Source organism: Spirochaeta cellobiosiphila DSM 17781, assembly GCF_000426705.1.
GTDB lineage: Bacteria > Spirochaetota > Spirochaetia > DSM-17781 > DSM-17781 > Spirochaeta_E > Spirochaeta_E cellobiosiphila.
The window spans coordinates 166,837-190,699 of the sequence record NZ_AUFW01000017.1 but is presented as its reverse complement, the minus strand read 5'-3'; the positions used below and the strand labels follow the sequence as shown (position 1 = coordinate 190,699).

General features: G+C 33.8%; 21 protein-coding genes and 1 riboswitch. Of the genes, 2 read left to right on the top strand and 19 right to left on the bottom strand.

The window, feature by feature from the left end; all coding sequences use genetic code 11:
* A partial coding sequence (locus K345_RS0103760) for a tetratricopeptide repeat protein (RefSeq protein ID WP_245584598.1) occupies window positions 1-1,768 on the bottom strand: 1,768 nt, incomplete at its 3' end.
* Window positions 1,769-1,820: 52 nt separating this feature from the next.
* Window positions 1,821-3,296, bottom strand: coding sequence for a LamG-like jellyroll fold domain-containing protein (locus tag K345_RS0103755; RefSeq protein WP_211227827.1), 1,476 nt, complete (start codon window positions 3,294-3,296; stop codon window positions 1,821-1,823).
* A gap of 30 nt (window positions 3,297-3,326) precedes the next feature.
* On the opposite strand from K345_RS0103755, the gene uvrC reads away from it, so the two are divergent.
* Window positions 3,327-5,147: an excinuclease ABC subunit UvrC gene (gene uvrC / locus K345_RS0103750; protein WP_028973045.1), complete on the top strand. Its 1,821-nt coding sequence runs from the start codon at window positions 3,327-3,329 to the stop codon at window positions 5,145-5,147.
* Here uvrC and holA read toward each other — a convergent pair.
* The 9 genes from holA to K345_RS0103705 form a co-directional block, all read right to left on the bottom strand.
* Window positions 5,144-6,115 (bottom strand): DNA polymerase III subunit delta, encoded by a 972-nt coding sequence (gene holA, locus K345_RS0103745; RefSeq protein WP_037571110.1) that lies wholly within the window; start codon window positions 6,113-6,115, stop codon window positions 5,144-5,146. The genes uvrC and holA overlap by 4 nt on opposite strands.
* Window positions 6,108-6,710, bottom strand: a complete 603-nt coding sequence (gene lexA, locus K345_RS0103740; protein WP_028973043.1) for a transcriptional repressor LexA — start codon at window positions 6,708-6,710, stop codon at window positions 6,108-6,110. The genes holA and lexA overlap by 8 nt, the downstream gene beginning before the upstream one ends.
* Window positions 6,707-8,065, bottom strand: coding sequence for a sigma-54-dependent transcriptional regulator (locus K345_RS0103735; protein WP_028973042.1), 1,359 nt, complete (start codon window positions 8,063-8,065; stop codon window positions 6,707-6,709). The genes lexA and K345_RS0103735 overlap by 4 nt, the downstream gene beginning before the upstream one ends.
* Entirely contained in the window at window positions 8,040-9,833 is a 1,794-nt protein-coding gene (locus K345_RS22115) for an ATP-binding protein (RefSeq protein ID WP_053228041.1), read from the bottom strand. Before K345_RS22115 ends, K345_RS0103735 begins: the two co-directional genes overlap by 26 nt.
* Window positions 9,834-9,837: 4 nt before the next feature.
* Window positions 9,838-10,395 (bottom strand): hypothetical protein, encoded by a 558-nt coding sequence (locus tag K345_RS0103725; protein ID WP_156888290.1) that lies wholly within the window; start codon window positions 10,393-10,395, stop codon window positions 9,838-9,840.
* Window positions 10,370-10,636, bottom strand: coding sequence for an HPr family phosphocarrier protein (locus K345_RS0103720; protein ID WP_028973040.1), 267 nt, complete (start codon window positions 10,634-10,636; stop codon window positions 10,370-10,372). Before K345_RS0103720 ends, K345_RS0103725 begins: the two co-directional genes overlap by 26 nt.
* Before the next feature lie 10 nt (window positions 10,637-10,646).
* Complete coding sequence (gene hprK, locus K345_RS0103715) at window positions 10,647-11,636, bottom strand: HPr(Ser) kinase/phosphatase (protein WP_028973039.1); 990 nt, start codon at window positions 11,634-11,636, stop codon at window positions 10,647-10,649.
* A gap of 62 nt (window positions 11,637-11,698) precedes the next feature.
* Window positions 11,699-12,772: a hypothetical protein gene (locus K345_RS0103710; protein ID WP_028973038.1), complete on the bottom strand. Its 1,074-nt coding sequence runs from the start codon at window positions 12,770-12,772 to the stop codon at window positions 11,699-11,701.
* A gap of 2 nt (window positions 12,773-12,774) precedes the next feature.
* Window positions 12,775-15,441 (bottom strand): hypothetical protein, encoded by a 2,667-nt coding sequence (locus tag K345_RS0103705; protein ID WP_028973037.1) that lies wholly within the window; start codon window positions 15,439-15,441, stop codon window positions 12,775-12,777.
* Between the two features lie 109 nt (window positions 15,442-15,550).
* Here K345_RS0103705 and K345_RS19570 point away from each other — a divergent pair, with 109 nt between their 5' ends.
* Window positions 15,551-16,489, top strand: coding sequence for an alpha/beta hydrolase (locus K345_RS19570; protein WP_169714759.1), 939 nt, complete (start codon window positions 15,551-15,553; stop codon window positions 16,487-16,489).
* On the opposite strand, the gene K345_RS0103695 is transcribed toward K345_RS19570, so the two are convergent.
* The 8 genes from K345_RS0103695 to K345_RS0103655 all read right to left on the bottom strand — a co-directional run bounded on the left by K345_RS0103695 (window position 16,473) and on the right by K345_RS0103655 (window position 23,847).
* Window positions 16,473-17,255, bottom strand: a complete 783-nt coding sequence (locus K345_RS0103695) for a dienelactone hydrolase family protein (RefSeq protein ID WP_053228039.1) — start codon at window positions 17,253-17,255, stop codon at window positions 16,473-16,475. The genes K345_RS19570 and K345_RS0103695 overlap by 17 nt on opposite strands.
* 588 nt (window positions 17,256-17,843) lie before the next feature.
* On the bottom strand, window positions 17,844-19,064 hold the full coding sequence (locus K345_RS0103685; RefSeq protein ID WP_028973034.1) for an ATP-binding cassette domain-containing protein: 1,221 nt from the start codon (window positions 19,062-19,064) through the stop codon (window positions 17,844-17,846).
* Window positions 19,027-19,536, bottom strand: a complete 510-nt coding sequence (thiW, locus tag K345_RS0103680; RefSeq protein ID WP_028973033.1) for an energy coupling factor transporter S component ThiW — start codon at window positions 19,534-19,536, stop codon at window positions 19,027-19,029. Before thiW ends, K345_RS0103685 begins: the two co-directional genes overlap by 38 nt.
* Window positions 19,523-20,131: a thiamine phosphate synthase gene (gene thiE, locus K345_RS19565; RefSeq protein ID WP_053228038.1), complete on the bottom strand. Its 609-nt coding sequence runs from the start codon at window positions 20,129-20,131 to the stop codon at window positions 19,523-19,525. Before thiE ends, thiW begins: the two co-directional genes overlap by 14 nt.
* Window positions 20,124-21,497 carry a sodium:solute symporter family transporter gene (locus tag K345_RS0103670; RefSeq protein ID WP_028973032.1) on the bottom strand — a complete coding sequence of 458 codons (1,374 nt, stop codon included), beginning with the start codon at window positions 21,495-21,497 and terminating at the stop codon, window positions 20,124-20,126. Before K345_RS0103670 ends, thiE begins: the two co-directional genes overlap by 8 nt.
* Window positions 21,494-22,312 carry a bifunctional hydroxymethylpyrimidine kinase/phosphomethylpyrimidine kinase gene (thiD, locus tag K345_RS0103665; RefSeq protein WP_028973031.1) on the bottom strand — a complete coding sequence of 273 codons (819 nt, stop codon included), beginning with the start codon at window positions 22,310-22,312 and terminating at the stop codon, window positions 21,494-21,496. Before thiD ends, K345_RS0103670 begins: the two co-directional genes overlap by 4 nt.
* The gene (locus tag K345_RS0103660; protein WP_028973030.1) at window positions 22,309-23,085 is read right to left on the bottom strand and encodes a hydroxyethylthiazole kinase; all 777 of its coding nucleotides are present in this window, start codon (window positions 23,083-23,085) and stop codon (window positions 22,309-22,311) included. Before K345_RS0103660 ends, thiD begins: the two co-directional genes overlap by 4 nt.
* A gap of 75 nt (window positions 23,086-23,160) precedes the next feature.
* Window positions 23,161-23,262: riboswitch (TPP riboswitch) on the bottom strand.
* A gap of 39 nt (window positions 23,263-23,301) precedes the next feature.
* Window positions 23,302-23,847 (bottom strand): hypothetical protein, encoded by a 546-nt coding sequence (locus K345_RS0103655; protein WP_211227826.1) that lies wholly within the window; start codon window positions 23,845-23,847, stop codon window positions 23,302-23,304.
* Window positions 23,848-23,863: the final 16 nt, after the last annotated feature.

The following is a 23,863-nucleotide window of genomic DNA, read 5'->3' as shown; positions in this document are numbered from 1 at the left end:
TACCTGCTTGAGGAACACTACCTGCTTGAGGAACACTACCTGCTTGAGGAACACTACCTGCTTGAGGAATATTTATCTCTTCTTCTTCAAGTGGAGGATCATTTTCTTCCTCTTCTGTTATTTTAACAATCTCTGTATCTTCACGAAGGGCAATTGTTGGATATAGATCACCTAAATCAGTTAAGCTTTCATCTTCCCATGGTTCCTCAGCTAGTAAGTAGTCCTCGTTGACTCTTTCTTCATAGGATATATTAGTATTGTCAGAAAAATCTTCTACTGTACGTATTTGACTATTCTTATATTTATTTTGCCAGTAAGTATCACCCGCCTGTTCATATAATTCCAAGCTCTGAACTATTGAATCAAGATTTTGTTTTTCTTTATCATTTACTTGGATATTAAACAGATCATGCGCGGTCATCATTGATCTGCTTTGATCTCCTATATCATTATAGAGTTTTGATAACTCAGATAAAATTTTATGATTTCTCGAGTTGTTTTTATGTTCCTCTAAGAGGGTAATGGCCTTATTTTCTTCACCATGAGTCGAATATATTTTGCTTAGCCTGATAATAGCTTCTTCATTTTCGGGTGTATGTAAAATTAGTTCATTCAAGATATCTTTAGCTGAATCATAATCTTCTTGTTGTTCCAGAATAGAGATTTTATCAAATATCAAATTCGTATCATAAGGTGATTCCATTAGTATTGAATCAATCAATTCAAGAGCTTTTTGAGGTACCCCTTTTTCTATATATAATCTAGTAAGTAAATGTTTTAGAAAAGTATCATTTTTATTTATTTCTAATTCTTTAGCTAGTATAGATTCTGCTTTTGCAAATTGTTTCAGTCCTATATACGATTCGATTTTATATTTATTAAGGTCCAGATTTTTATCATCTTTCTTCTCTAACTCTGATATTTTTTCTAAGCAGTTCTTATAATCTCCACTACGTATATAGGCTTTAACCAAGTTGTAATCAGCTAAATCATAATTTTGATTTAGGCTAACAGCTTTTTTTAAAAATGTTATAGCAGTTTCAAAATCATTAGCCTTCATTGCTAATATGCCTAGATTATTATTAATTTCTGCATTATTAGGATAATTATTGTTTAGTTTCTCAAAAAGAGCTTTTGATTCTTCATTTCTATCTAACTGTTCTAATATAACACCACGGTTATTTTGAGCTGCTAACCAACTTGGGGATATTGATATAACATCATCAATGTAAGATAACGCATCAGTTAGATCTCCTTTGTTTTGATTAATAACAGCAAGATTATATAAAATTTTAATATTATTAGGATCAAACTTGAGTCCCTTTTTATATATTTCTTCTGCTTTCAGTATTTCTGCTTTATTTTCATAAATAGTTCCCAAATTGATATAGGCACCAATGAAGTTAGGATTTTCATGAATCACTTTTTGGTATAAATTTTCTGCCGTATTCCAATCTTTTTCATCTTTACACATGTTCGCTAGGTTATAAAGTATATCTACTCTATGAGGAGCTAATGTATTAGCTTGCCATAGAACTTTTTGTGCTTCTTCTATTTGTCCAGAATTTCTTAATGCTACCCCTAAATTATTATATGCCTCATAATAGTCATCTTTGTAATTCAATGCGTTTCTAAAATACTTAATAGCTTCATTAAATTGATTGTTTTGAGAGTGGATATTTCCTAATAATAGATGGGCCTGGGGAAGGTCTTTTTGTATTTTAAGGACATCATTTAACAAAAGAAGACTTTGATTGAAATCGGACATTTTATATGAATTGATAGCCCTTGAGAATAAAATCCGTAATTCCTTATTCTCACTATTCATTATATTTCCTTTCTGGTCGTGCTTGAACCTCTATTGAAAATTGGCTCTCATGGGGAGGATTTGCTTTATCATAGGCTACGACCGTAAAAAAGTATAATTTATCGTTTTGTAATCCACTTAATTCAAAATTGGTAATATTGCCTACATCGATCGGAGAATCTCCTTCATTAGCTTCAGTTCCCCAGTATTCCCCCTTCGAATCACCATAATAGATGTAATAACCCGCTATATCTGATTCTGTTACTTCTTTCCAGTTAAGTTTAACTGAGCTATTACCTGGTTTAGCTACTAAGCCTAATGGTGGTGCTGGAGGCAAATCTTCCTGATAACTGATTTGTATTGTTGATAATTGGGGTGATTTATCTAAAGTGGCATTAGTGTGGAACATTATCTTCATTTGTATGTATCTACCTCTAAGATCTCCGTCTAGTTCATTTGGTTTTAAGGATAGCCATTGTAAGTTATTGGTAGTTAGGTCTTCTAAATGATCTGTAATTCGATAGTAGTAACTTAGGTCAGAATCTTCTGTAATATTTTGTGATATTTTTATGTCTAGTAATAGACTATTAGAATATCCAAGATCAATTGGTTTAGTTGTTACAGAACCACCTGCTTTTGGATATTTACTATAATTAGTATCTCTATATTTTTGACTAATCCTGAGTTCATCAATAAGTCCTGTATAGTTTTGACCAACTATAAGAGGTTGATTTGTTATATCCGAAAAAGAAGGTGTCCCAAAGGGTCCTTTTTCTTTTCCAGTAGGGGTTACGTATGTAATTGCTTCTAAACGATTATTCAAAAAGTATTCGATTGTTCCTTGTGACTCTGAATATCGAATTAAATGATGAGACCATTTGTTGGGTATTAAATTGGTTAATCCTGTAATATTGATATCAGAAGCTAGGGTTCCATCTGGATATTGGAATACATTCTTAAAATAAATCCCTAATCTTCGTTTTTGAAAATTTATAGATAAACTCTGAGGAGTAAATATATTATCATGCAGAATTCCGCCATTCCATTTAATAATTGTTGATCTATTTTCAATAACAAAAGGGTTTATCCAAAATTCAATAGAAAAATCTTTTTTACCAGTAAAGGATTTAAAAATAGATTTTGAGTTTGGAATAAGTTGTAGTGATTCTGTTCCATTGAACCGAAAAGCCCAATCACCTCTGATTCCATTCTTTATTATATTGGGTTTATTGCCCTCTAAAGTATAGTTTTCAGTATCTATAAGACCTTTTTCACTCAATAATAAATCTGTGAACATATCGTTCTTACTAGTATTATCAGATAAATATAGGTCCATATAACCATGTAATCCTATTTGTTGAGTAATATTATGATAATTTTGAAGTAAGTCCCAACCTTGATCTCCGCCAAGTTGAATGACACTGTCTTGACTGTGTAGAAGAAAGTTAAAACAAAACATAAAACAAATTAATAAGATAAACCTATTCACAACTCACCATTCGTTAGTAAAATTATATATATGCAAGAAGATTCAACCTTTAACAAATTAAAATCTCAAGTTAAAGATTTCCCCAAAACACCGGGCGTATACCTTATGAAGGACAAAAAGGGTATTGTTATATATGTCGGCAAAGCTAAGGTTTTACGTAACCGTGTGAGTTCTTATTTTACTGGGCAAAAAGATATAAAGACATCAGTTTTATTAAGAAAAATAGATTTTTTAGAATTTATCACCACTCAAAGTGAATACGAAGCACTATTATTAGAGAATAATTTAATTAAAAAATACAATCCAAGATTCAATATCAATTTGAAAGATGGTAAATCCTATCCCGTAATAAGGATCACAAATGATAAATTTCCCCGGGTCTATCGCACAAGAAGAATCATACAGGATGGATCCGAATATTTCGGGCCGTTTCCTAATGTAAAGACAATTGATATCTATCTTGAATTAATAGAAAAATTATTTCCTCTCAGAAAATGTAAAGGGAAATTAAAATATAGAGATAGTCCCTGTCTATATTACCATATAGGACGATGTAAAGCCCCGTGTGTTAAAAAGATTACAGAAGCTGGATATGAAGAAGATGTAGAAAAGGTCAGACAACTTTTGTCCGGTAGAACAGAAGAACTGACAAGAAAAATTAAAATAGAAATGTTAAGAGCATCTGAAGAATTGAATTTTGAAAGTGCTGCAAAATTAAGAGACACATTAATTGCCATCGAACAAATTGGATCGGAACAAAAAATTATTGATTTTGATGAAGAAAAAAGAGACTACATAGCTTTAGTACATGAAGGAGAATTAGCTACTTTTGTTGTTTTTCAGATGCGTAATGGAAAATTAATTGGTCGGGATTTGTTTAGAACTAAGATATATGGTACAGAAGAAGATGCCATGACAGATTTTATTCTACTTTACTACCAAAATACCACAATTCCACCTCAACAGATTTTTGTTTCTGTATCATTAGATTTTATAATTTTAAAGGATCTTTTTTCTTCAGAATGGGGGCATCGAACTGAGTTTCACTTACCTGAAAGAGGACGTCACCAAAAGTTTATGAAAATGGCTATGGAGAACGCACGTCTTGATATTGATAGACAAATGCGTGATAAAGAAATCGATCCTGGTTTAGAAGAGTTAAAGCGTGTATTGAACTTATCTCATTTGCCAAAAAGAATAGAGGGATTTGATATTGCTCAATTACATGGAAAAGATCCAGTAGCTTCAATGGTTAGTTTTTGGATGGGGAAACCGGATAATAAAGCATATAGACAATTTCATATGAAATCCTTAGGTGGACAAATTGATGACTTCAAATCAATTAGAGAAGCTGTTGCTAGACGCTACTCAAGGGTCATTAATGATGATCTTCCTAAGCCTGATTTAATACTAATTGATGGTGGAAAGGGGCAAGTTAGTTCTGCGATGGGGGTGTTAAGAGCTTTAGGTTTAGGTGATATTCCTTTACTCGGTTTAGCAAAAAGGGAAGAGGAAATCTTCCTTCCTGATAAATCTGAACCGATTATTATTCCTATTGGTTCTCCTGCACTAAGAATTTTAATTGCAGTAAGGGACGAAGCACATAGGTTTGCAACAACATTTAACAAAAAGCTAAGGCAAAAGAGGATAAAAATAGCTACTCTTGAAGGAATTGAAGGGATTGGACCAAAGAGAAGTCAAAGAATACTAAAAGCATTCGGTGGTCTAGATGGAATTAAATCTGCTTCCTATGAAGAAATTTCTGAAAAAGCAAGGATTCCTATGGAACTAGCTGAAACAGTAAAAACATTTGTGACTAAAAAAGTCGAAATCGATAAATCAAAAAATTAGGCAGATAATTTTCTGCCTTTATTTATTATTATGTAATAGATAAGTAATTCCATTTGACAAATCCCTAACTCAATACGAGACCCTTTTAATCTAAGATCAAATTCACTAGCGAGAGCGATTATTTTTTCTAGGTCAACAATGCGATAGTTTTGAATCCCCTTTGTATATACGCTTTGGTTCTTCTTACTTCTGATTCCTAGTTGAGGAAATATCTCTTTTAGTTGAAATCCATTGCGACGTTGGTATTGAATCTTTAATAGATTACGTATTTGCCAAGTCAGACCACTTAATATCTGTACTGGATTAGAATCCCCGGACAGTCTTATCTTTTTATAGATTTCTAATGCTCCTTCTAAATCTGAGGAAGCTATTTTTTCGAATAATGTGAAAACATTTTCTTCTTTACTATGATAGATATATTTTTCTATAGTCGATACATTTATCTCTGTTGATACTGGTAAAAACAAGATAAGTGACTGGCATTCTCTTTTGAGAGCTTCAGTATTATTTTCAACAAGATCAAGAATGAGTTCTGCTGCCTCATTTGTGATGGTGTAGTTGTTTTTCTTAAAGAAATTTTGTACCCAACCTAATTTTTGATTCTCGAACATTTCCCAAAAAATCTTTTTATTCTTGAATACTTTTTCAATCTTCTTATCAATTCCTGGTTGGTTAGAAGTTAATATTAATGATCCTTCAGGTGAAGGATTCTTCATATATTCTATTATTGGATCAGTGTTTTTTTTGCCCTTAATATCATGAGCTTGATCTATAATCACCAATTTATGAGGACTGAAAAGGGAACCATTTTTTAAGAGAGAAATAACTTCATTAAAATCTGTCTCAGATGGATAAAACTTATAGCGTTCTAAGGACCCACCATGTTCTGTTTCCAGAGATAAAACTATAGTATTAATAAATTCGTGTTTTTCCCCTTCTTCGGGACCAAGTAATAACCAATTAGCCATAAGATCGTATAATATTAACCAGTTTACCTAAAATTCTAACATCTTGAGTGAAAATAGGCTTGTAGTTTGAATTTTCAGCTTTCAACCTAATCCTATTTTTTTCTTTATAAAACCTTTTTAAGGTGACAGCTTCTTCAACCATGGCAACAACGATTTCTCCATTTTCAGCAGTTTCTTGCTGCTTTATTAAAGCTAAGTCACCATCAAGTATTCCCGCATCAATCATAGAATCACCTTTTACGTGAAGTCCAAAATGTGTTCCTTTTCCAAATAATGCAGTAGGAAGAGATAAGGATCCTTCCCAATTCTCTTCTGCCATTAATGGTACTCCTGCTGCGACATTACCGATAATAGGTATTTCAATAGTCTTTTCGTCAAGGAGTTGTTCCCCCAACACTTCAATAGCTCTTGAACGATTTTCATTGCACCTTATAAAGTTCTTTTTCTCCAGTGCTTTAATGTGATCGTATGCTCCTTTTACAGAAATTTCAAAATTACTCGAAATCTCTCGAATTGTAGGAGGATATTGTTTATTTGTTATGTAGGACTTAATGAAGCCTAATACTTCACTTTGTCTTTCTGTAAGCTTTTTCATTTCTCTATTTCTATTCCAAATTTCTTTATCTTACCATGTAAATTACTTGGGTAAACACCCAAAGCTTGAGCTGTTTTTGATATATTATTGTCATTTTCCCTAAGCTTACTGGTAATTAGCTTAATTTCAAACTTATCTCGTGCTTCTTGTAATTTCAAATTGCCAAACTCCTCTTTGAAATGATCCGTTTCTTCTTTCGGTGTGTCTGGATGTAAGTATTGCTTAACAAAAGATAAGTTGATAATACTATCATCGCACATAACGGTTATTCGTTCCACAAAGTTTTTTAGTTCTCTAATATTACCAGGCCAATGATATTCCGTAAGATATTCAAGAGCTTCCTTATTCAATTTTTTATTATATCCCATTTGTGTTTTTGATATAAAATATTCAATTAGTAAAGCAATATCATCTTTTCTTTCCCTAAGAGGTGGGACATAAATAGGTATTACATTTAATCTAAAATATAAATCCTCTCTGAAATTTCCTTTTGAAATCTCTGTTTGTATATCTTTATTTGTAGCTGCTATAACTCTAATATCAACGGATACACTTTTTTCTCCACCAACTCTTTCAAATTTCATTTCTTGAATGGCACGCAGGACTTTTGCTTGTGCTGATAAACTCATATCAGCTACCTCATCAAGGAAAAGGGTACCTTTGTCTGCTAGTTCAAACTTACCTTTCTTTTGATTTATGGCTGAAGTGAAGGCTCCTTTTTCATGGCCAAATAGTTCTGACTCAATTAAGTTGTCGGGAATGGCAGCGCAATTGACTTCAACAAAAGGACCTGAGTTCCTCTGGCTTTGCTTATGAATTTCTCTTGCGACTAATTCTTTTCCTGTTCCATTTTCACCTAAAATCAACATACGAGCATCTGAATCTGCACTCTGTTCTATAATACTGCGTATTTTATTTATAGGTTTACTTCTTCCTATCATTATCTCTTGTGGAAATAGCGATTGTTTTAAGGATTGGTTTTCTTTTTTTAGCTGCTCAAGTTCTAGAGCATTCCTAGTCAGTGTAGTTATTTTTTCAAGTGATAATGGCTTTTCTAGAAAATCATAAGCGCCCATTTTAATGGCTTTTACTGCCATATCGATATTTCCGTGACCTGATATTATCACTACGGGTAATTGTCGATAATCTTTCTTGATTTCTTTTAGTACATCAATTCCTCCCATATTGGGAAGCCAGACATCAAGAAAAACCAGGGATACTTCGGAGGTTTTTAGTATGTTGAGGCCTTGAAAACCATCTTCTGCTGTTAAAACCGAGTAGCCTTCATCTTCAAGAATATCTGATAAAATGGATCTTATACCTGGTTCATCATCTACGATTAATATCGTACTCATTTTCAACCTCCAATCTAATATCTATAAAAAAAGTTGTGCCTACATTTTCTTGTGATTCAAACCATATCTGTCCACCATGATCGTGAACAATACGTTCAACTATGCTTAGTCCTAATCCTGATCCCCCATGTTTAGTAGTGTAATAAGGATGAAATACTTTATCTATGATATCTTCCTTAATTCCTTCTCCTGCGTCCTGTATTTGTATACGACAGTAGGTAAAGGTTCCTTTTTTAACTTCGTCAGCTCTAAAAGTTATCTGTCCAGATCCTTTCATTGCGTCAATGGCGTTTTTGATAAGGTTAGTAAATATTTGCTTCAACTGATTGGGGTCTGCTTTCATAGGAAAGTCTTGAGGAACTCCCTCTGTATCAAATTGAATGTTTGGATTACTTGTTTTGTATACTTTGATTGATTCTAACACAATATCATTAAGATTAATTTTTTGTTTATGAGAACTGGGTAACCTAGCAAAATCTCTAAATTCTTTTATTAAATTATCAAGACCGTCTACTTCTGTAACAATAGCAGTAACCGCTGGTCTAAGTAACTCTCCTATAGTTTCAGGTTTTGTTTCATAACGTTTTAATAATCTTTGAGCGCTTAATTTGATTGGAGTTAGAGGATTTCTAATCTCATGGGCCAGTCTTTGGGCAATTTCTTGCCATGCAGTTATTTTTTCTGTTTGTAATATTTGTTTTCTTGAGTTCTCAAGTTCAAGAATCATCTTATTAAACGACTGAGCAAGCATTCCAAAATCATCTTTACCTCGAGATAAAATACGAAAGGAAAAATCACCATCTATTACTCTTTTTGTTGCTTCTTCTAAATTAGCCAAGGGTCTGATAAGGTCCTCTGATAATAAAAAGCTAATTAATATTGAAATAAGAAAAAGAGGAACAGCGAAAAACATATAAAGTAATGGCAATAACAACCAAAATTGATTTCTATATTCTTTGATTTGGTTAATAGAAGATACCGCATTTGTCAGATAATTTGTATTAGTTTGAAAATCCGGACTTAATAAATCACTAAGCACTACATAATATTTAAAGGATCCTGATTCAATAAGTTTTAGATAAGATAGGAATGTTTGGCCTTGTTCTGTTCGGCGAGGTAAAGGTCCTTCATTTTGACGTTGTATCTGACTGAAAGGCCTATTGGCTTTAGGATCGCCTAAAAAAACAAGAATAGTCCCGTCTTCTCTAAAAACTTCTAAGCTATCGACAGCGGGATTATAGTCACTTAGTTTTTTCCAGCTTAAATCAGGATTTATATCTATTCCCTGTAATACGGATAGTAGAGAAGGACTTCTAGCAAATTTACCTAAGTTGTCTAGCTTTTCCTGGTAATAGTCCAATGTAATTGTTAGACTCCCATTGATAGCTTTCTCTAATTGTGGATTGTACCATTCTGTTAAGGCTGTAGTTACAAAGTTGACAGATAGAATTGTTTGAGGGATAGCGGATATCAAAGATAACAAGCTAAAAGATAGAATCAGTTTGATTTTTAATTTAACACCTGGTCCATCTTTTCTTAATTCTCTATACACACTCAAAGCATAAATAACGATAGCAATTAATATACCTGCAGGCAAAATTAAAGCAAAGTTAAGTATAATAGGAAAATTAGCCTCTCTTCCCAAGGTAATATTATTTAGAGTTTGACTAGAGAATAAAATTATAAGACTTATCAATATAAAGTATAAAACAATGAGGCTGGTAAAAGACCTTAGATTAATAGACTTCTGATTCTTTCCTATTTTCATAAACTTATGGAATATTAAATGTCTCCCAGCCTGACTTTTCTACTAAGTAATAAGGAATTATGTATAAAATATTCACAGGGGTTACTAACACAACTTTCCGCCATTTAACGCTGGCCTTAATAGTGTATCTTGGTTCTGTATCTCTTTCTTGATCAGGAATAAAAAACTCATGACTATAAGAGAAAAAATCCTCAGATAGCTGTTTTTTTTGTTTAATTCTATAGTCTATTGTTTCTTTTTCACCGATTTTAAGTTTGTACACCTGTTCAAAGGGATCCCACCAAGCTTCCTTTTTTACCTTTATATCAGTAATATCTTGCATGAACCAAGGGAGAAGAGAATTCTTTGAATGCCTATTCAAAGAAATTTGAAACTCAATCTCTGAATGATAACCTTTATCCAAAGCATCAAATAAACTTTTATCATTTCTAAAGCTAGTATTTACTGCTAGGTGAGCTAATGACCAATTATATTCAAACTCAAGATCTGAAGAATAAAGAGAAACAGCAATAGAAAGAAGTAAAATAAAAAATAAACTATTCCTCTTCAAATCGGTTTTCAAATATTTTAACCATTGCTTCTAGAGCAGATGCTTCATCAGAACCTTCGCAGACTAGTTTTAATGCGGTTTTATAACCTGCACCCAAGGTTATGATTCCCATTATTGATTTAGCGTTTATTTGTTCTGAATCTTTTTCAATAAAAACATTACATTCAAATTGGCTGGCTGTTTGTACGATCATAGCTGCAGGTCTAGCATGTATTCCGGCTCTGTTTTTAATAACAACCTCTTTATCGACCATTCTCTTTCCTTTAAGTATTTTCCAGATCGCTTCGTTGTAAGTATAAGGTACGAGCATTTTCACTTTCAAGCCACTGCAAAACGTTCTGATTAAATTCTTTTGCAGAATAATAACCAAGTCTCTTTAAACGTTCATTCATAGCGGCTGTTTCAATAATAATGGGTATATTTCTACCTGGTTTCACAGGTATTAGTAGATAAGGAACACTAACGCCAAGAATATCCGTTGTGGCATCTGCTTGTCCCAGTCTTTCATAGGTCTTGCTATTATCCCATTCCTCAAGATGGACAACCATCTGTACTTGTTTAACATCTCGTATAGCACCTACACCAAATAGGTGTGCTACATTTATAATACCTAAACCTCTTATTTCCATATGGTGCCCTAATGCCCTGTTTGTTCCTGAACCTTCCAAAATATTTCCGGAAGTACAACGGATTTCCACTGCATCATCTGCTACAAGGCGATGCCCTCTTTCAATCAATTCCAGGGCTGTTTCACTTTTTCCTACACCACTATCTCCTGTTATTAGCACTCCTCTTCCTGATACTTCGACTAAAACTCCATGTATTGTTTTTTTTGGAGCAAATACATTATCTAAAGCTCGAATAAATCGGGAAGAAAATTCCGTGGTAGGAATGTCTGTTATTAATATAGGACACTTAGCTTTTTCTGCTATTTTAATGAACCAATCGGGAGGCGCATTGTTATGAGTGAATATACAGGCTGGTATAGTATATTGAAAAATATCTTGAATGGTCTGAAAATTTTGTTCTTCACCCATCTTAAGTAGATAAGCGTTTTCTCCCTGTCCAAATATTTGTACCCGTTGATTACCAAACTCCTCAAAGAAACCACTTAATGCCAATCCTGGTCTATTCATGTTTGGCGTTGTTATCGTATTAACTAATCCAGGACGACCAGAAATACACTTCAAATTAAGAGAGTCACGTTCCTTGAGATCAAGATCTAATAAATCAAGTACAGTAAAATTCTTCATCGCCAATATTATACTACATTTAATGATTATGTGTAGATAAATATTGCACGATTAAAGGGTATTTACCCTTTTAAACTATAGTATTCTTTAAGTTCATCGATGATGGCGAGTAGTTCTTGACCTGTTACTTCTTGGTTCGGTTTAAAATGTTCACCATCTATCATGTTTATCCATTCCCTTTCAATAACAAATATTATTGGCTGAAAATAAGCGTCATTTAGTGATACATCACTTATTGGGCTGGTGGCTATGGACATCTCCAAGCTGCTATCTGAATTGCTTGAGGTACTATAATTCTCTAATGTTTCAGGGTTTTCTTTGTAAGCTGCCAGTCTATATAAAACGTCTGCCAGTTTTTTTCTAAGTAGTACTGATTCTAAATTATCATTATTTTCCAATAAATTGGCTGATTTCCAATTTGTAGCTGTATCTTCTTTAGATGTGCCAATTAATCTGCTATATAGATCTGATTCTGAATGTAGAAGGTTCATAAAGTCACCAAGGGTTACATGTTCTTTTGATAAAATATTTAGTTCCTTTGATGATATTTCATTCTGATTGTATAACTTTAGTCCAGCATCAATTCGTTTATCAATCATATCCTGAATGTCTGAATCTAAGCCTGGAGGACATTTTTCATATTCTGTTGTGGCTTTTCCAAAGTCTCCTTCCTTAAAGTAAGCTTCACCAAGAAAGAAATGTAGATAACGAGGTTCATACAATTCCTCTAGGCCCTTTTCTAATTCTTTAATAGGTTCTTCAGAGTTCAAAGATCTGGTGATATACAATAACTCATCTAATCTTCCTGTTTCTTCCAAATCCTTAATCATGGATCTAGATTTGATCTTATGCCCATGAAGATCATTCCATAGAGCATTTATTCCAATGATTCTTGCTTTATAGTCTAAGTTAAATGTCTGAACATTTAGTAGCTTTTCAAGCTGTGAATTTATTGTTTCCTCCGATTCCTTAAGAGGTAACCCAAGATAATATCTAATACTTTCATTGAGTAGAGTTTCTGTTTCCTGAAAAGATTCTTCATCAATGGTTTGAACTACATTGTCAGACATAGACATACATGACATAAACATCAAACCTGATGATATTATCATTATTACAAAGGTTTTCTTGAACATGGTCATTCTCCTTCTATACCATATCGAACAGTATAAGCATAAATCTTTCTATCTAAACCTCCAGTAATCATTTCAGGAATACCATTAGAATCCAAATCTGTAAATACTGGTTTAAAATGACCTTCTACTGGAAAACCTTCAAGAAGTTTCCCTTCTTTGGTCCATCCATATATCTTGCTTCCTGCACCATAAAGAAATAATTCTTCAATGCCATCATCATTGATATCATATCCTATAATTCCAGCTGTCTCAGAATTAGGTATTTTGACCTTAAACTGATTTTGAATTTCTCCTTTAAGAGAAAAAATAGTTATATCTCCATCTTTGTTAATAATGACAACATCATGTTCCCTTTTATTTTTTATTATGGCTGGAGAACTATAGAAAGTTCCTTCCATTTCAACAGGGTCGTGTATTAAGCTACCTTCGACATCTCTTATTTCCAAAATCCCTTTTTGAGTTAAGAATATGGAATATATTTGATTTTTATCTCTTATTAATTGCGGGCCTTTTATAGCCACACTTCCTGCTCTTTGTGGCCAACTAGCTAAGGGAATTCCCTCGTCATCTGTAATGTAATATGTCCCAAATATATCTTTGGGATATATACCAAGATATCTATTTTCAAGTACAGAGGGGGGCGCGAGAATATTCTTTGTATATATTTGTGGTAAAGGATAGGAACCATTGTCACGAAGATAGATGAGCTTTTGTAGAGACTTATCAAATATGATATAGCCATCCTTATAGGGGGTAGGGTCAAAAGTCCAATCCCATTCGACTTTCTTTTCCTGTTGATCCATACCTATGCCCTCTATAGGAATACTGAGAAATCCACTACTACCATAAGTCAGTATGCCAATTTGGGGGACAGCTTTTAAGAGACTTGTTCTATCTGGCATAGTTGTTCTGGATAATTTGATTCCAATCATATTTGTTATGATCATTTCATTTTTGGTGTTAAGAAAGGACAGTTCCGGTAGTGCTGATTCTCCGATATCTCCAACAATAACCTGACTATTAATTTTCTCATGAGTATCTACAGGAAATCCAGGAAAATTTGTTGTTCCTGTGATAGGAGATTTGTCTCCATGAAATTGGAATCTGATTTCTTCTTGATGATAAGAGATATAAAAATGTCCTTTCTCATATAAACGGAAAATTTTTGCTAAGACGTTTTGGCTTAATAAGAATCTTGGCATCGCTGAATTTAGGTCATAATAAAAAAGAAAAGGACTTCTGCTAGGTAATTTACCTGTAACATTTTTGAAGGATTTAGAATCTGATAAATAATTTTTTCCTTTTATCTCTTTCAACAAGTGAGCAAGTGTTTCAGGATTATTTGAGAGATACAAATAATTACCTTTACGTACCATATAAGGTGTATCTATAGGTCCTGTGAAAACTTCTAAAACTTTCATTAGTGGTGCAGGAAAATTTAGACTTGCTACTCTTATTTTGTCGATAACTAAATTATCCTTCGCCTTAATGAATAAGTTATTTTTTAATTTTTCAAATACCTTATCCAAGTTCTCTTGATTTTCTATCTCCACAAACATTACAGGATTGCTACTATATCCTTTTAGAGTGAAAGCCCCTGCTTCCCGGCCCAGCCAATCTGTAACTAACTCCTGAGAAGAAAGGCCCAGAATAGATTTTGTTAAAACATCAAAATTGGATAGATTAATTTGTTTTTTATTATCTATAAAATTATTAACAAGATTTATTAGACTATCAAAATTTCTAAAACGGAATCCAGTTAAAATATTAACAGAATCTGGTAAATATTGTGGGACTCTTAAATAACCAGGGTCATAACTGAGGTATTCCACTAAATCTTCAGTATCTGTATGAAAAGGAGTATAGCCTTCCAAATTAATTTCTCCCTTCTTAATATCAACGGCCAATAAAGTTTCCTTATTGAAGTTCAATCTATTACTTAATGGTATTAAGTCAGGAAAATCTTTCTGAAACATCTGAACAAGTTTTTGTGTATTTAAGTGTATTTTGATTAAAGGATTTGTGCTAAAAGAGTAGTTAAGTTGATGTGTTTGTGCAAAAGGGGCTCCCATTAAGGTATCTTGTATAAATTTTTCATTTGTACTTATCAGAAGTATTTTTCCTTTTATAAAGACATAAATAGGTTTTGATTCTTTAGCTTCCACCTCTTCTGCCTGTGTTTTCTTGGGAGGGATTATGGTAAAATAGCTGTGACCTTCAAAATTAGTTTTCTTTATTTCGATAGGGGAGAAGCCTAGTAATGGTTCTGACCATAGTATGATTCTATTGACAAAGGATCTCCAACCCATATTAATAATGATTAAAGGATCAAAATTATCATTGAATAAGATATTCGCATCTAAAGACATAGCTCTTTTGACCAAAAAATTCTCTCTAACCGGGTTGTTTTTCCATTCAAGAAAGGATTGATATATATCTTTCATCTCAGGTTCTGATAAAACAATATCTGAGACTTCCCAATCTGTTAATTCTTCAATTAGATCACCAACTGAAGTAACCTCAATTCTCAAAGTACTGTCTGTGGGAAAATAATCAGATGATTTTCCATGATCTAATAAAGCCAGGATGGCAAAAGTACCAACAGTTATAGCTATAATTGCAACAATTGTGATTGATATAATTCCAAGTGTTTTTAAAAAAACTTTCATATGTCTTTACTCCCACATAAACATAGCTTTACAAAGGATATCAGATATTTTTCAATTATTCATTGTTTTTTATTCCTGTGGTATTGTTAACAGACAGGAGGCTATTGTTGTGAAAATATGCATTATACTACTTATGAGCTTATTATCATTGATTTCTTGTCAGAAATATGAACAGGACAATCTTGATGCTTCTTTCTTAAATGTTAAAGATTTGGATGCTTATTTAGTAGAAGAAGAGTCTAAATATGATGACATTGTTCCCGGTACGGAAAAAGTCATACATTGGTATAAAGAATCTGGACGCAAAACACCCCTATCTATAGTGTATATTCATGGATTTTCCGCAACGCGAATGGAAGTAGAACCTGTTCCAGATCAAATTGCTGATCGAATTGGCGCCAATATCTTTTTTACGAGATTAAAGGGGCATGGGAGAACAGGAGAGGCTTTAGGTTCTGCTTCATTAGAGGACTGGTTTCAGGATATGGAAGAAGCCATGGACATTGGTAAGAAAATCGGAGAAAAAGTTATATTGATGGGTACGTCTACAGGCGCAACTTTAGAAACATGGTATGCAACACGTAGCCAAGAAGACATAGAAGCTTTGTTGTTTATATCTCCCAATTTTTATCCTAAGAATAAAATGTCAACCCTATTAACATGGCCAGGAGCGAAAAACTGGTTAGTTCCCATTATTGGTAAGGAGACCAGTTTTACTCCTCTAAATGAACAACATGCCCTCTATTGGACTGAGTCCTATCCAACACAAGCTTTGTTTCCCATGATGGATCTTGTAAAAGCTACAGAAAAGTCTAATATTGAAGATATCAAAGTACCTGTATTAATTTTTTACTCACCAAAAGATCATGTAGTTGAGCCAAAAAGAACTGAAAAGGTTTTTAATCAATTTAGTTCTGTAAAGAAAGAGATTCTTCCAATTGTAGAAGGAGATAATGAAGAAATGCATGTTATAGCTGGCGACATTTTATCTCCTTCAAATGATGAATATTTTATTGAGAAAGCTGTTGAATTTATAGATTCTCTTTGAAGAAAACCAACATCTCTTTCCATGCTTGAGAAGCTTCTTCTGGATAGAAAGTTTGTCCAGAGGGGTTCGTAAAATTATGGGCATTAACTCCAGGATAAATAATATACTTGTAATCAGCTTTAGCGTTGGACATTTCTTGTTTAAATGCTTCCTGACGTTCTGGAGGAGTTACAGGATCTCCTTGACCTTGTATGACCAATAGTTTTGTCTTAATATCACCTGGTTTTGCATTCAGACCTGTATTGATCGTTCCATGAAAACTGACGATTCCCTTTAAATCAACTCCCATACGTGCCATGTTTAAAACAATACCACCTCCAAAACAGTACCCTATCGCTCCCAGTCTTGATGTATCCACATTCGGTTGACTCTTTAGGACATCAAGGCCTGCATTGAATCTTTTTTTTATCAAATCAAAGTCAGATCCTACTTTGCTGGACATTTGCCGAGCTTTAGAAACGTCTATCTCTTTACCATCTCCATACATATCTATGGCTAAAGCAATGTATCCTTCTGTTGCTAAATCTCTAGCTCTCTTTTTTGCATAGTCATTTAATCCTGTCCATTCATGAACAACAATCACTCCAGGTTTTTTTGTATTATTATCCTCATAGGCGAGATAAGCGACTAATCTCTGACCATCTACATGATAGGTGATTTCCTTTACCATGACTTCCTTTCCTTTTTTATTCTCTATGTTTTGACCAAAAATGAGCCCACTTAATAAAAGTAAGAATCCTGTTGTTATAAACTTATTAACATTCATATTTTCTCCTTAGAGCTGGGAACTTCTTTATTCAACATAGTACTGCATTTCTGACAAGTCAAATAATGATTACGTAAAAGTAAGCTTTCTGCTAAATAATCTGATCCTTTAATGAGTCTAACTATCAAAGGTAATATGAGATGTGGCCAATAAGGAACGCCCCTCCATCCTTTCTGGATATCAATTCCTCTTAATCTAATGTTATTTTTTATTTCCCTTATAATAGGTGTGATCATGAAGCTGTAGTTTACAGAACAATACAATAAGAAGGAAAAATTTTTAGGAAAACCAGTTTTAGTAAGTAGGAGATAGAGAGAAAGATCAGGATAATAAGAAAAATAGAGCTGTAACGTTAAGGTTGATAACCATAATGTCGTTATTGTACGAATTCCCCCATACCATTCTCCTGCTACTAGATAGATAAAACATATAAATAAGCTTGAAGAGAAAAGTAGTTTTACAACTTTTTGTAGCTGTTCCCTGTTTCTTATGAAGAGTGTAATTGTAATTAGTAACGTAGTTATCATACTTACTTTGGGAAATGTATAGATTAGTATCAAGTTTACAATAGATAGGGTAAGTAGTAGTTTATAGGTCAATGACAATGTCCGATTTTTTGGGCTTTAAAGAATGACTAACCCATAAAACAATATTGCCTGCTGCTAGGTAATTTTCTACAACATGGGTTATTGTTTTTAGCGAGATTTTATCCAGACCAGAATCAATTTCATCAAGAAGTAGTATGGGAGGTTCAAAGCTAAGGAGCATGGCTAATTGTAGCCTTTTTTTTTCTCCAAAGCTAAGGGAGAAAGGGGATTGATCAGATAAATATCTTAAATTCAGATCATCAAGTAAATTATCTATCAGATTAGGATTATAGCGTTCAAGCTTTCTGGGAGTAAATTCTATTTCTTTAAAAACAGTGGAGCAGATGAATGAGGTATCTGGTGTTTGAGAAGCATAACCGCAGATTCCAATATTAATAGGTTGATTACCATAAGTACATTTACCTTTTGATTTGATAAGACCAGCTATTGCTTTTAGTAAGGTCGACTTTCCAGAACCAATATCACCTTTTATCAGGCACATTGTCCCAGGTTCTAATTTAATATTAAAAATTGGTTGAATAAAACCTGTAAGTTGAGGCTGGAAGTTAATTAGGCATAGTTCTTTGTCTTTAGGGATAAGATTTTTTCTTATCTTATCTTGAGGCATTAAAATTTCACGTCCTATAGATGGTAACATTATAGTTCTTGCTTCTTTTACAGAATAAGTATGATCAATTATTACGATCGTTTTACCATCTGAATGTAATTGCCTTGTCAAATCCAACACTTTTTGCCTATAGGGAGTAGATAATTGAGTAAGCAGCTCATCCAATAGATAAACCGATCGATCCAATGATAAAAAGGCAATTAGTAAAATAAGCTGTTGCTGACCTCCTGATAATTGGTGAGGATGTCTTTCTTTTAGATGGTTGATCTGAAAAAAGTCCAAATATTGTTCAACTAGTTCTTCTCTAGATCCTTGTGCAAAAGTTAATTCTTCCCATACTGTTTTGCAAAATAAACGGCTACTAGCCCAAGGGCCTGTCAATCCTACAGTTGTCTGTTCTTTTTTTATGTTGCCCTGGATCACTCCTGGATAGAGGGAAGGAATTAGATCTGCTAATATCCTTAAAAAGCTTGTCTTCCCAGAACCATTACTTCCTTTTAAGTGTATGAGTTCACCTTTTTTTATTACTTCTGTTATCTCAGATAGAATGAGACGATTATTTATGTAGAGGCATAGATCGTTCAGGTAATACATTGGCTTTCTTTAATGATATAATAGTGATATAGGCAAGAATACTTCCACTCAGGCTACTTAATAAGAAGGAGGGAATTAAAGCTACAATTCCAATATGTTTCCCCATAATAAAAGGAGCTATAAGGATACTACTGATAAGGGGAGCTAATATACCTGATCCTATTACTTCTCCCATTGAAGCACTAATGAATTTTCCGGTTATTTTGTATAGAACTCCAGCAATAAAAGCACCTATCATTCCACCAGGAAAGGCTAATATTGTTCCTAGTCCTAGGGAATTCCTGATGATGGCTAAACCAGTCGCTGACAAAACGCTAGCCCAAGGCCCTGCCAATATGGCAAGTAATACATTTATAAAATGTTGTGTTGGATTAATCTTTGCTATTCCTATGGGGATACTGGTAAAGGGCGCCAATGCAAGCCCCAATGCCATGAATATTATAACTAGAGCAATTTTTTTATAGGGATTCATTATTCTTCCTTATTTGGTTAAGATATTCGCGTATTTGTAATTTTCTATTAGTTGATTGATTAATATCAGATATAACACAGATGTACTGAGCTCCTGCTTCTAATACTTTATTCAGAAGAGAAAGTTTTATTCCACCAATAGCACTTACTGGCACTTGAACGGATTTACATATGTCTTTTAATGTTGCCAATCCGATATGAGGAGCTTCAGGTTTTGTTAATGATCCAAAAACAGCTCCAGCACCAATGTAATGGGCACCCCATGATTCTGCTTCTCTTGCCTCTTCCACATTATCCACCGAAACACCAATGACTAATTCCTTACCGTATGATTTGCATAGATAAGGAATATCACCATCGTCTTGACCTAAATGAACACCATAAGCTTTAGATTTTAGGGCTATATCAATGTTATCATTAATGATGATCTGAGAGCTTTTGTATTTATGGGATAATTCGACCACTTGTTTAGCTACAACTAGTAACTCTTGTTCTGATAACTCTTTGTTTCGAAGTTGCACAAGATTAACCCCACTTTCAAAAAACAATTGTGCCTCTTCTATATTCGAGGCAACAGTATAGAGTTGTCTATTCATTATGTGACCTGATTATCGATAAACTAAGAGTAAACGCTATTGATAATATGAGAGCTAAGCTAAAGGATATGAGCATATCCGCTGGTAACCCGGACCATGAAGTATAATCATATTTCGGAAAAAACAATGCTCCTATGATTGTGGCTAAGGTTCCTGCTATTAAAGCTTTAGCTCCATTAATTTTTTTATTAAATAATCCAAAGGTTAAGGGAAAGGCAAAAGCCGAACAAACCAAGTCCGCCACAAGGAAGAAATATAGAACACTACCGCCTCTACTACCTAATAGTATGGCGATAATCCCAATTAGTATGGTCAGTGATTGAGCTTTTCTCAGTGATTTGTTCTCCTCTTCTTTTACTCCTTTCCAGGATATTATGGTGCTTACTAATCCATTGAGTAATGTATCAATACTACTCATTACTAAAACGGAGGTAAGTAAAATTATAATAATTGTAAAATAGGGAGATAAACGTTCTATAAGGGGAAATAGTGCCAAAGAAGGCTCATTTGGATTAACAACTCCTGTATTGGTGGCAATAATACCTAATAAACCTATTAATATTATAATGGGAATAACAAGAATTCCTCCCAGGATAAAAGCTTTAGGTTGAGTTGTCTCCTGCTTAAGAGAATACACTCTTTGCCAAAAACCTTGATGAAATAAATTGCTTGCTGTAACGCCTATGAGAAGAACAAAGCCAAACTTTATACCGGGGATATAGGATAAATTTATAAGATCAGAATTTAAAGTAAGGCTTTGAAATCCTTCTTTGAGACCAACTCCAACAAATAACGCTATAATCATAGGAACTAATAAATAGAGTTGAATTTTATCTGTATAAATTGAGGCTCCTAATCCTCCTCTAAAAACATAGGCAAATATGATTATCATGGTTAAAGAACAAGTTAAAATAAGGGGAATATGAAAAATATAAGACAGAACTTGGCCAATGGCGGAAAGCTCCGCTGTAAGAAACGTGCCCATATAGAAAATCATTAGTAAACTGGTGAATTGAGCGCTTCTTTTTCCATATCTATGGTAGACAAAATCACTCAGACCATAGCCCTGCGGTAGTCTTTGAGTGAGATGAGGACCAAGAAATGCCAATACAAACAATGGCATTGCTTGTCCAAGAGAGTAACCAATAAGACCGGTTATTCCTGCCCAGGTTCCGGTCTCAATTGGGTTGAAAAGTATCCAACCTCCTAATACAGAAGCTGACAAACTAATGGCTGTCATCAGATAAGAGCTCTTATGACGATATGTTATATAATCATCAAGGGAAAGGGCTTTTTTCTTAATACTCACAAGGACAAACAGGACTCCCAAAATGGCAGACCCCCCAATACTTAAGATGGCAATCATCGTAATACTCCTTCTATACTCCAAAGATGATTCACAGGACCTCTTCCGTGACCGATAGTAAATTCCTTTCCTGATTGAAGTGCGTTTTGAATATAAGATTTGGCAATGGCAATAGATTCTTCCAAGCCCAAATCTTTGGCCATATTAGTTGCTATTGCTGAACTTAGAGTACATCCTGTTCCGTGAGTATTTTGTGTAACAACTTTGGGGTATTGATATATTCTTCCTTCTCTTGAATCTGGATAGGCCAAATAATCTAGTGCTTCATTTGTGAAGGCAAGATCTCCTCCTTTAGCAAGAACGGGAATATTCCATCGTCTAGATAGGTCCTCACTCGACTCAATTAAATCTTCTGAATTATTGATTTTCCTTTGAGTTAGTATTTGTAATTCATGTCGGTTAGGTGTGATTAGCGTGGACAAGGGAAAAAGTTTTTCTTGAATGGAATCGATAGCTTTTTGTTCAAGTAAAATATCACCACTTGTAGCTACCATGACAGGATCAAGAATAATGGGAATCCTTGGATAGTCCTTTAGAATATTGCAAATGATCATAATGATAGCACTATCATGAAGCATACCGATTTTTATTGAATCTGGTATGATATCAGCTAATATGGTCTCTAATTGTTTACCAACAAAATGAGAAGGAATTCCTAGTACATCCTCCACTCCATTCGTATTTTGTGCTGTTAATGCAGTGATAACAGTCATACCATAAGCTCCTAAGGCTGTTATGGTTTTTAAATCTGCTTGTATTCCTGCACCGCCAGAGGGATCACTTCCTGCTATGCTCAAAACAGTTTTGTATTTCATAGATGCTCCTTATATGTAATCTGAAATAAATGATCTATAAATTTATTTTGAAAATCTCTGGGACCATTGGGGGCTTTTATTTGCTTAGCTGCACAAAACATGAGTTGTGCAGCTAATATACAAGCCTCTGTTGCTTGTATGGGGAGTGTCAAAAAGGCAGCCATAAGAGCTGTTTGTACACAGCCAAAACCGGAACAATAAGACATATAGGGACTCCCTCCGGGGATAAGAGTTGTTGAGTCTCCCTTAATTAATGTTTGAGGTCCAGTTATCACGATGGAATGGAAGATATCTTTCAAATTATTCGTATGAAGTGAGGCCTCTTGGACTGTGTGAATTGAATCAATCTGTGATACGACCTCATTTCCAGATAGTGAAATGATTTCTGAAGGATTGCCGTGTATAACTCGTGGCCATTCCTGATTGTTTGTCAAGTTAGGTATTTGCTTTATGATTTGTGTACTTATGTCTTTTCTATAATGACTGGCACTGGCTCCGGGGATATCAATACTTGTTGGAATATTATTTTTCATTCCAGATTTGAGAGCTTTTATATAACTTTTAAATTTTTCCTTAGTCGGAGTCCCTAGGTTTAAACATAGAGCATCCGAATACGAAGTAAGTTCAAACGCTTCTTCTGGAGCTATTCCCATTATAGGTTTTGCCCCTATTGCTAATAGAGCATCAGCAATAAACTTTCTGGTTACATCATTAGTTAGTACATAAACACGAGGATTTTTTTTATGTAATTCCTGGTAGGGGTGTTTTTCCAAAGATGCCTCCCTATTTTCTCATCAGGGAGCGCCTCTTTGAATATAAGAGGAATAGAATATGTTTCCATATCTATTTGTAATCGCTTCTCATGCTTCCTAGCGCCAGTATTACCTGGATCAGGTTCTAAGGGACAATTCTCAGCCTGTTCTAATGAACAAACGCCCCTGATGAGTTGGCTAACTGTAACCTTTGCTCTTCTCTTTTGTCAAATGATTCTAAGTCTCAGTTTTGTAATAGTTATTAAATATCATGTGAATGCTAGTGATATCTTTCCTTTTGGATAAAAGCTTTTTCTTTTCTGTTGTTTGTTCTACAACTAAAGGCATCCATTGATTTTTAATATCCCATCCATAGGTAGCACTTGTTGAACTTTTATTTTTAGAATTTCCTTCACCTGTCCAGTTAGAGATTAATTTAATCAAATGTTTTTCTTTCATATTAATCCAAATCTCACCAGATACTTCTGTAGAAGAATACATTAACTTTTGTATATCATTTTCACTTTCAACTGTTCTAATTTTACTTAGAATCAAATCAAAATTTTCTAAGGTCGCTGTAAAGATATTATCTTCCTTAGCTGTTTTGGGTCTCTTCTTAAAATATTGATTAGCTATGATTTCTAATAGTTTGCTATTGCTGTTAATATCATGTTTACGTTCACCAACGTTGTCTACGTAACTATGAATCGAGATATAATAAGAATCTTTAATATTTTTATTTTTATCTAATTTATTCATATTTAAAGAAATATCTTCAGGCATCCAGTTACTATATTCT

What these genes read in the sequence shown, in the direction of transcription:
- K345_RS0103655 (WP_211227826.1), bottom strand. Translation starts at nt 23,847, where the DNA reads ATGCCTGAAGATATTTCTTTAAATATGAATAAATTAGATAAAAATAAA.
- K345_RS0103670 (WP_028973032.1), bottom strand. Translation starts at nt 21,497, where the DNA reads ATGATTGCCATCTTAAGTATTGGGGGGTCTGCCATTTTGGGAGTCCTG.
- K345_RS0103735 (WP_028973042.1), bottom strand. Translation starts at nt 8,065, where the DNA reads ATGAGTACGATATTAATCGTAGATGATGAACCAGGTATAAGATCCATT.
- K345_RS0103685 (WP_028973034.1), bottom strand. Translation starts at nt 19,064, where the DNA reads ATGTATTACCTGAACGATCTATGCCTCTACATAAATAATCGTCTCATT.
- K345_RS0103720 (WP_028973040.1), bottom strand. Translation starts at nt 10,636, where the DNA reads ATGGTCGATAAAGAGGTTGTTATTAAAAACAGAGCCGGAATACATGCT.
- K345_RS0103705 (WP_028973037.1), bottom strand. Translation starts at nt 15,441, where the DNA reads ATGAAAGTTTTTTTAAAAACACTTGGAATTATATCAATCACAATTGTT.
- uvrC (WP_028973045.1), top strand. Translation starts at nt 3,327, where the DNA reads ATGCAAGAAGATTCAACCTTTAACAAATTAAAATCTCAAGTTAAAGAT.
- hprK (WP_028973039.1), bottom strand. Translation starts at nt 11,636, where the DNA reads ATGAAGAATTTTACTGTACTTGATTTATTAGATCTTGATCTCAAGGAA.
- thiE (WP_053228038.1), bottom strand. Translation starts at nt 20,131, where the DNA reads ATGAATAGACAACTCTATACTGTTGCCTCGAATATAGAAGAGGCACAA.
- lexA (WP_028973043.1), bottom strand. Translation starts at nt 6,710, where the DNA reads ATGAAAAAGCTTACAGAAAGACAAAGTGAAGTATTAGGCTTCATTAAG.
- K345_RS0103695 (WP_053228039.1), bottom strand. Translation starts at nt 17,255, where the DNA reads ATGAATGTTAATAAGTTTATAACAACAGGATTCTTACTTTTATTAAGT.
- holA (WP_037571110.1), bottom strand. Translation starts at nt 6,115, where the DNA reads ATGGCTAATTGGTTATTACTTGGTCCCGAAGAAGGGGAAAAACACGAA.
- K345_RS22115 (WP_053228041.1), bottom strand. Translation starts at nt 9,833, where the DNA reads ATGAAAATAGGAAAGAATCAGAAGTCTATTAATCTAAGGTCTTTTACC.
- thiW (WP_028973033.1), bottom strand. Translation starts at nt 19,536, where the DNA reads ATGAATCCCTATAAAAAAATTGCTCTAGTTATAATATTCATGGCATTG.
- thiD (WP_028973031.1), bottom strand. Translation starts at nt 22,312, where the DNA reads ATGAAATACAAAACTGTTTTGAGCATAGCAGGAAGTGATCCCTCTGGC.
- K345_RS0103710 (WP_028973038.1), bottom strand. Translation starts at nt 12,772, where the DNA reads ATGTTCAAGAAAACCTTTGTAATAATGATAATATCATCAGGTTTGATG.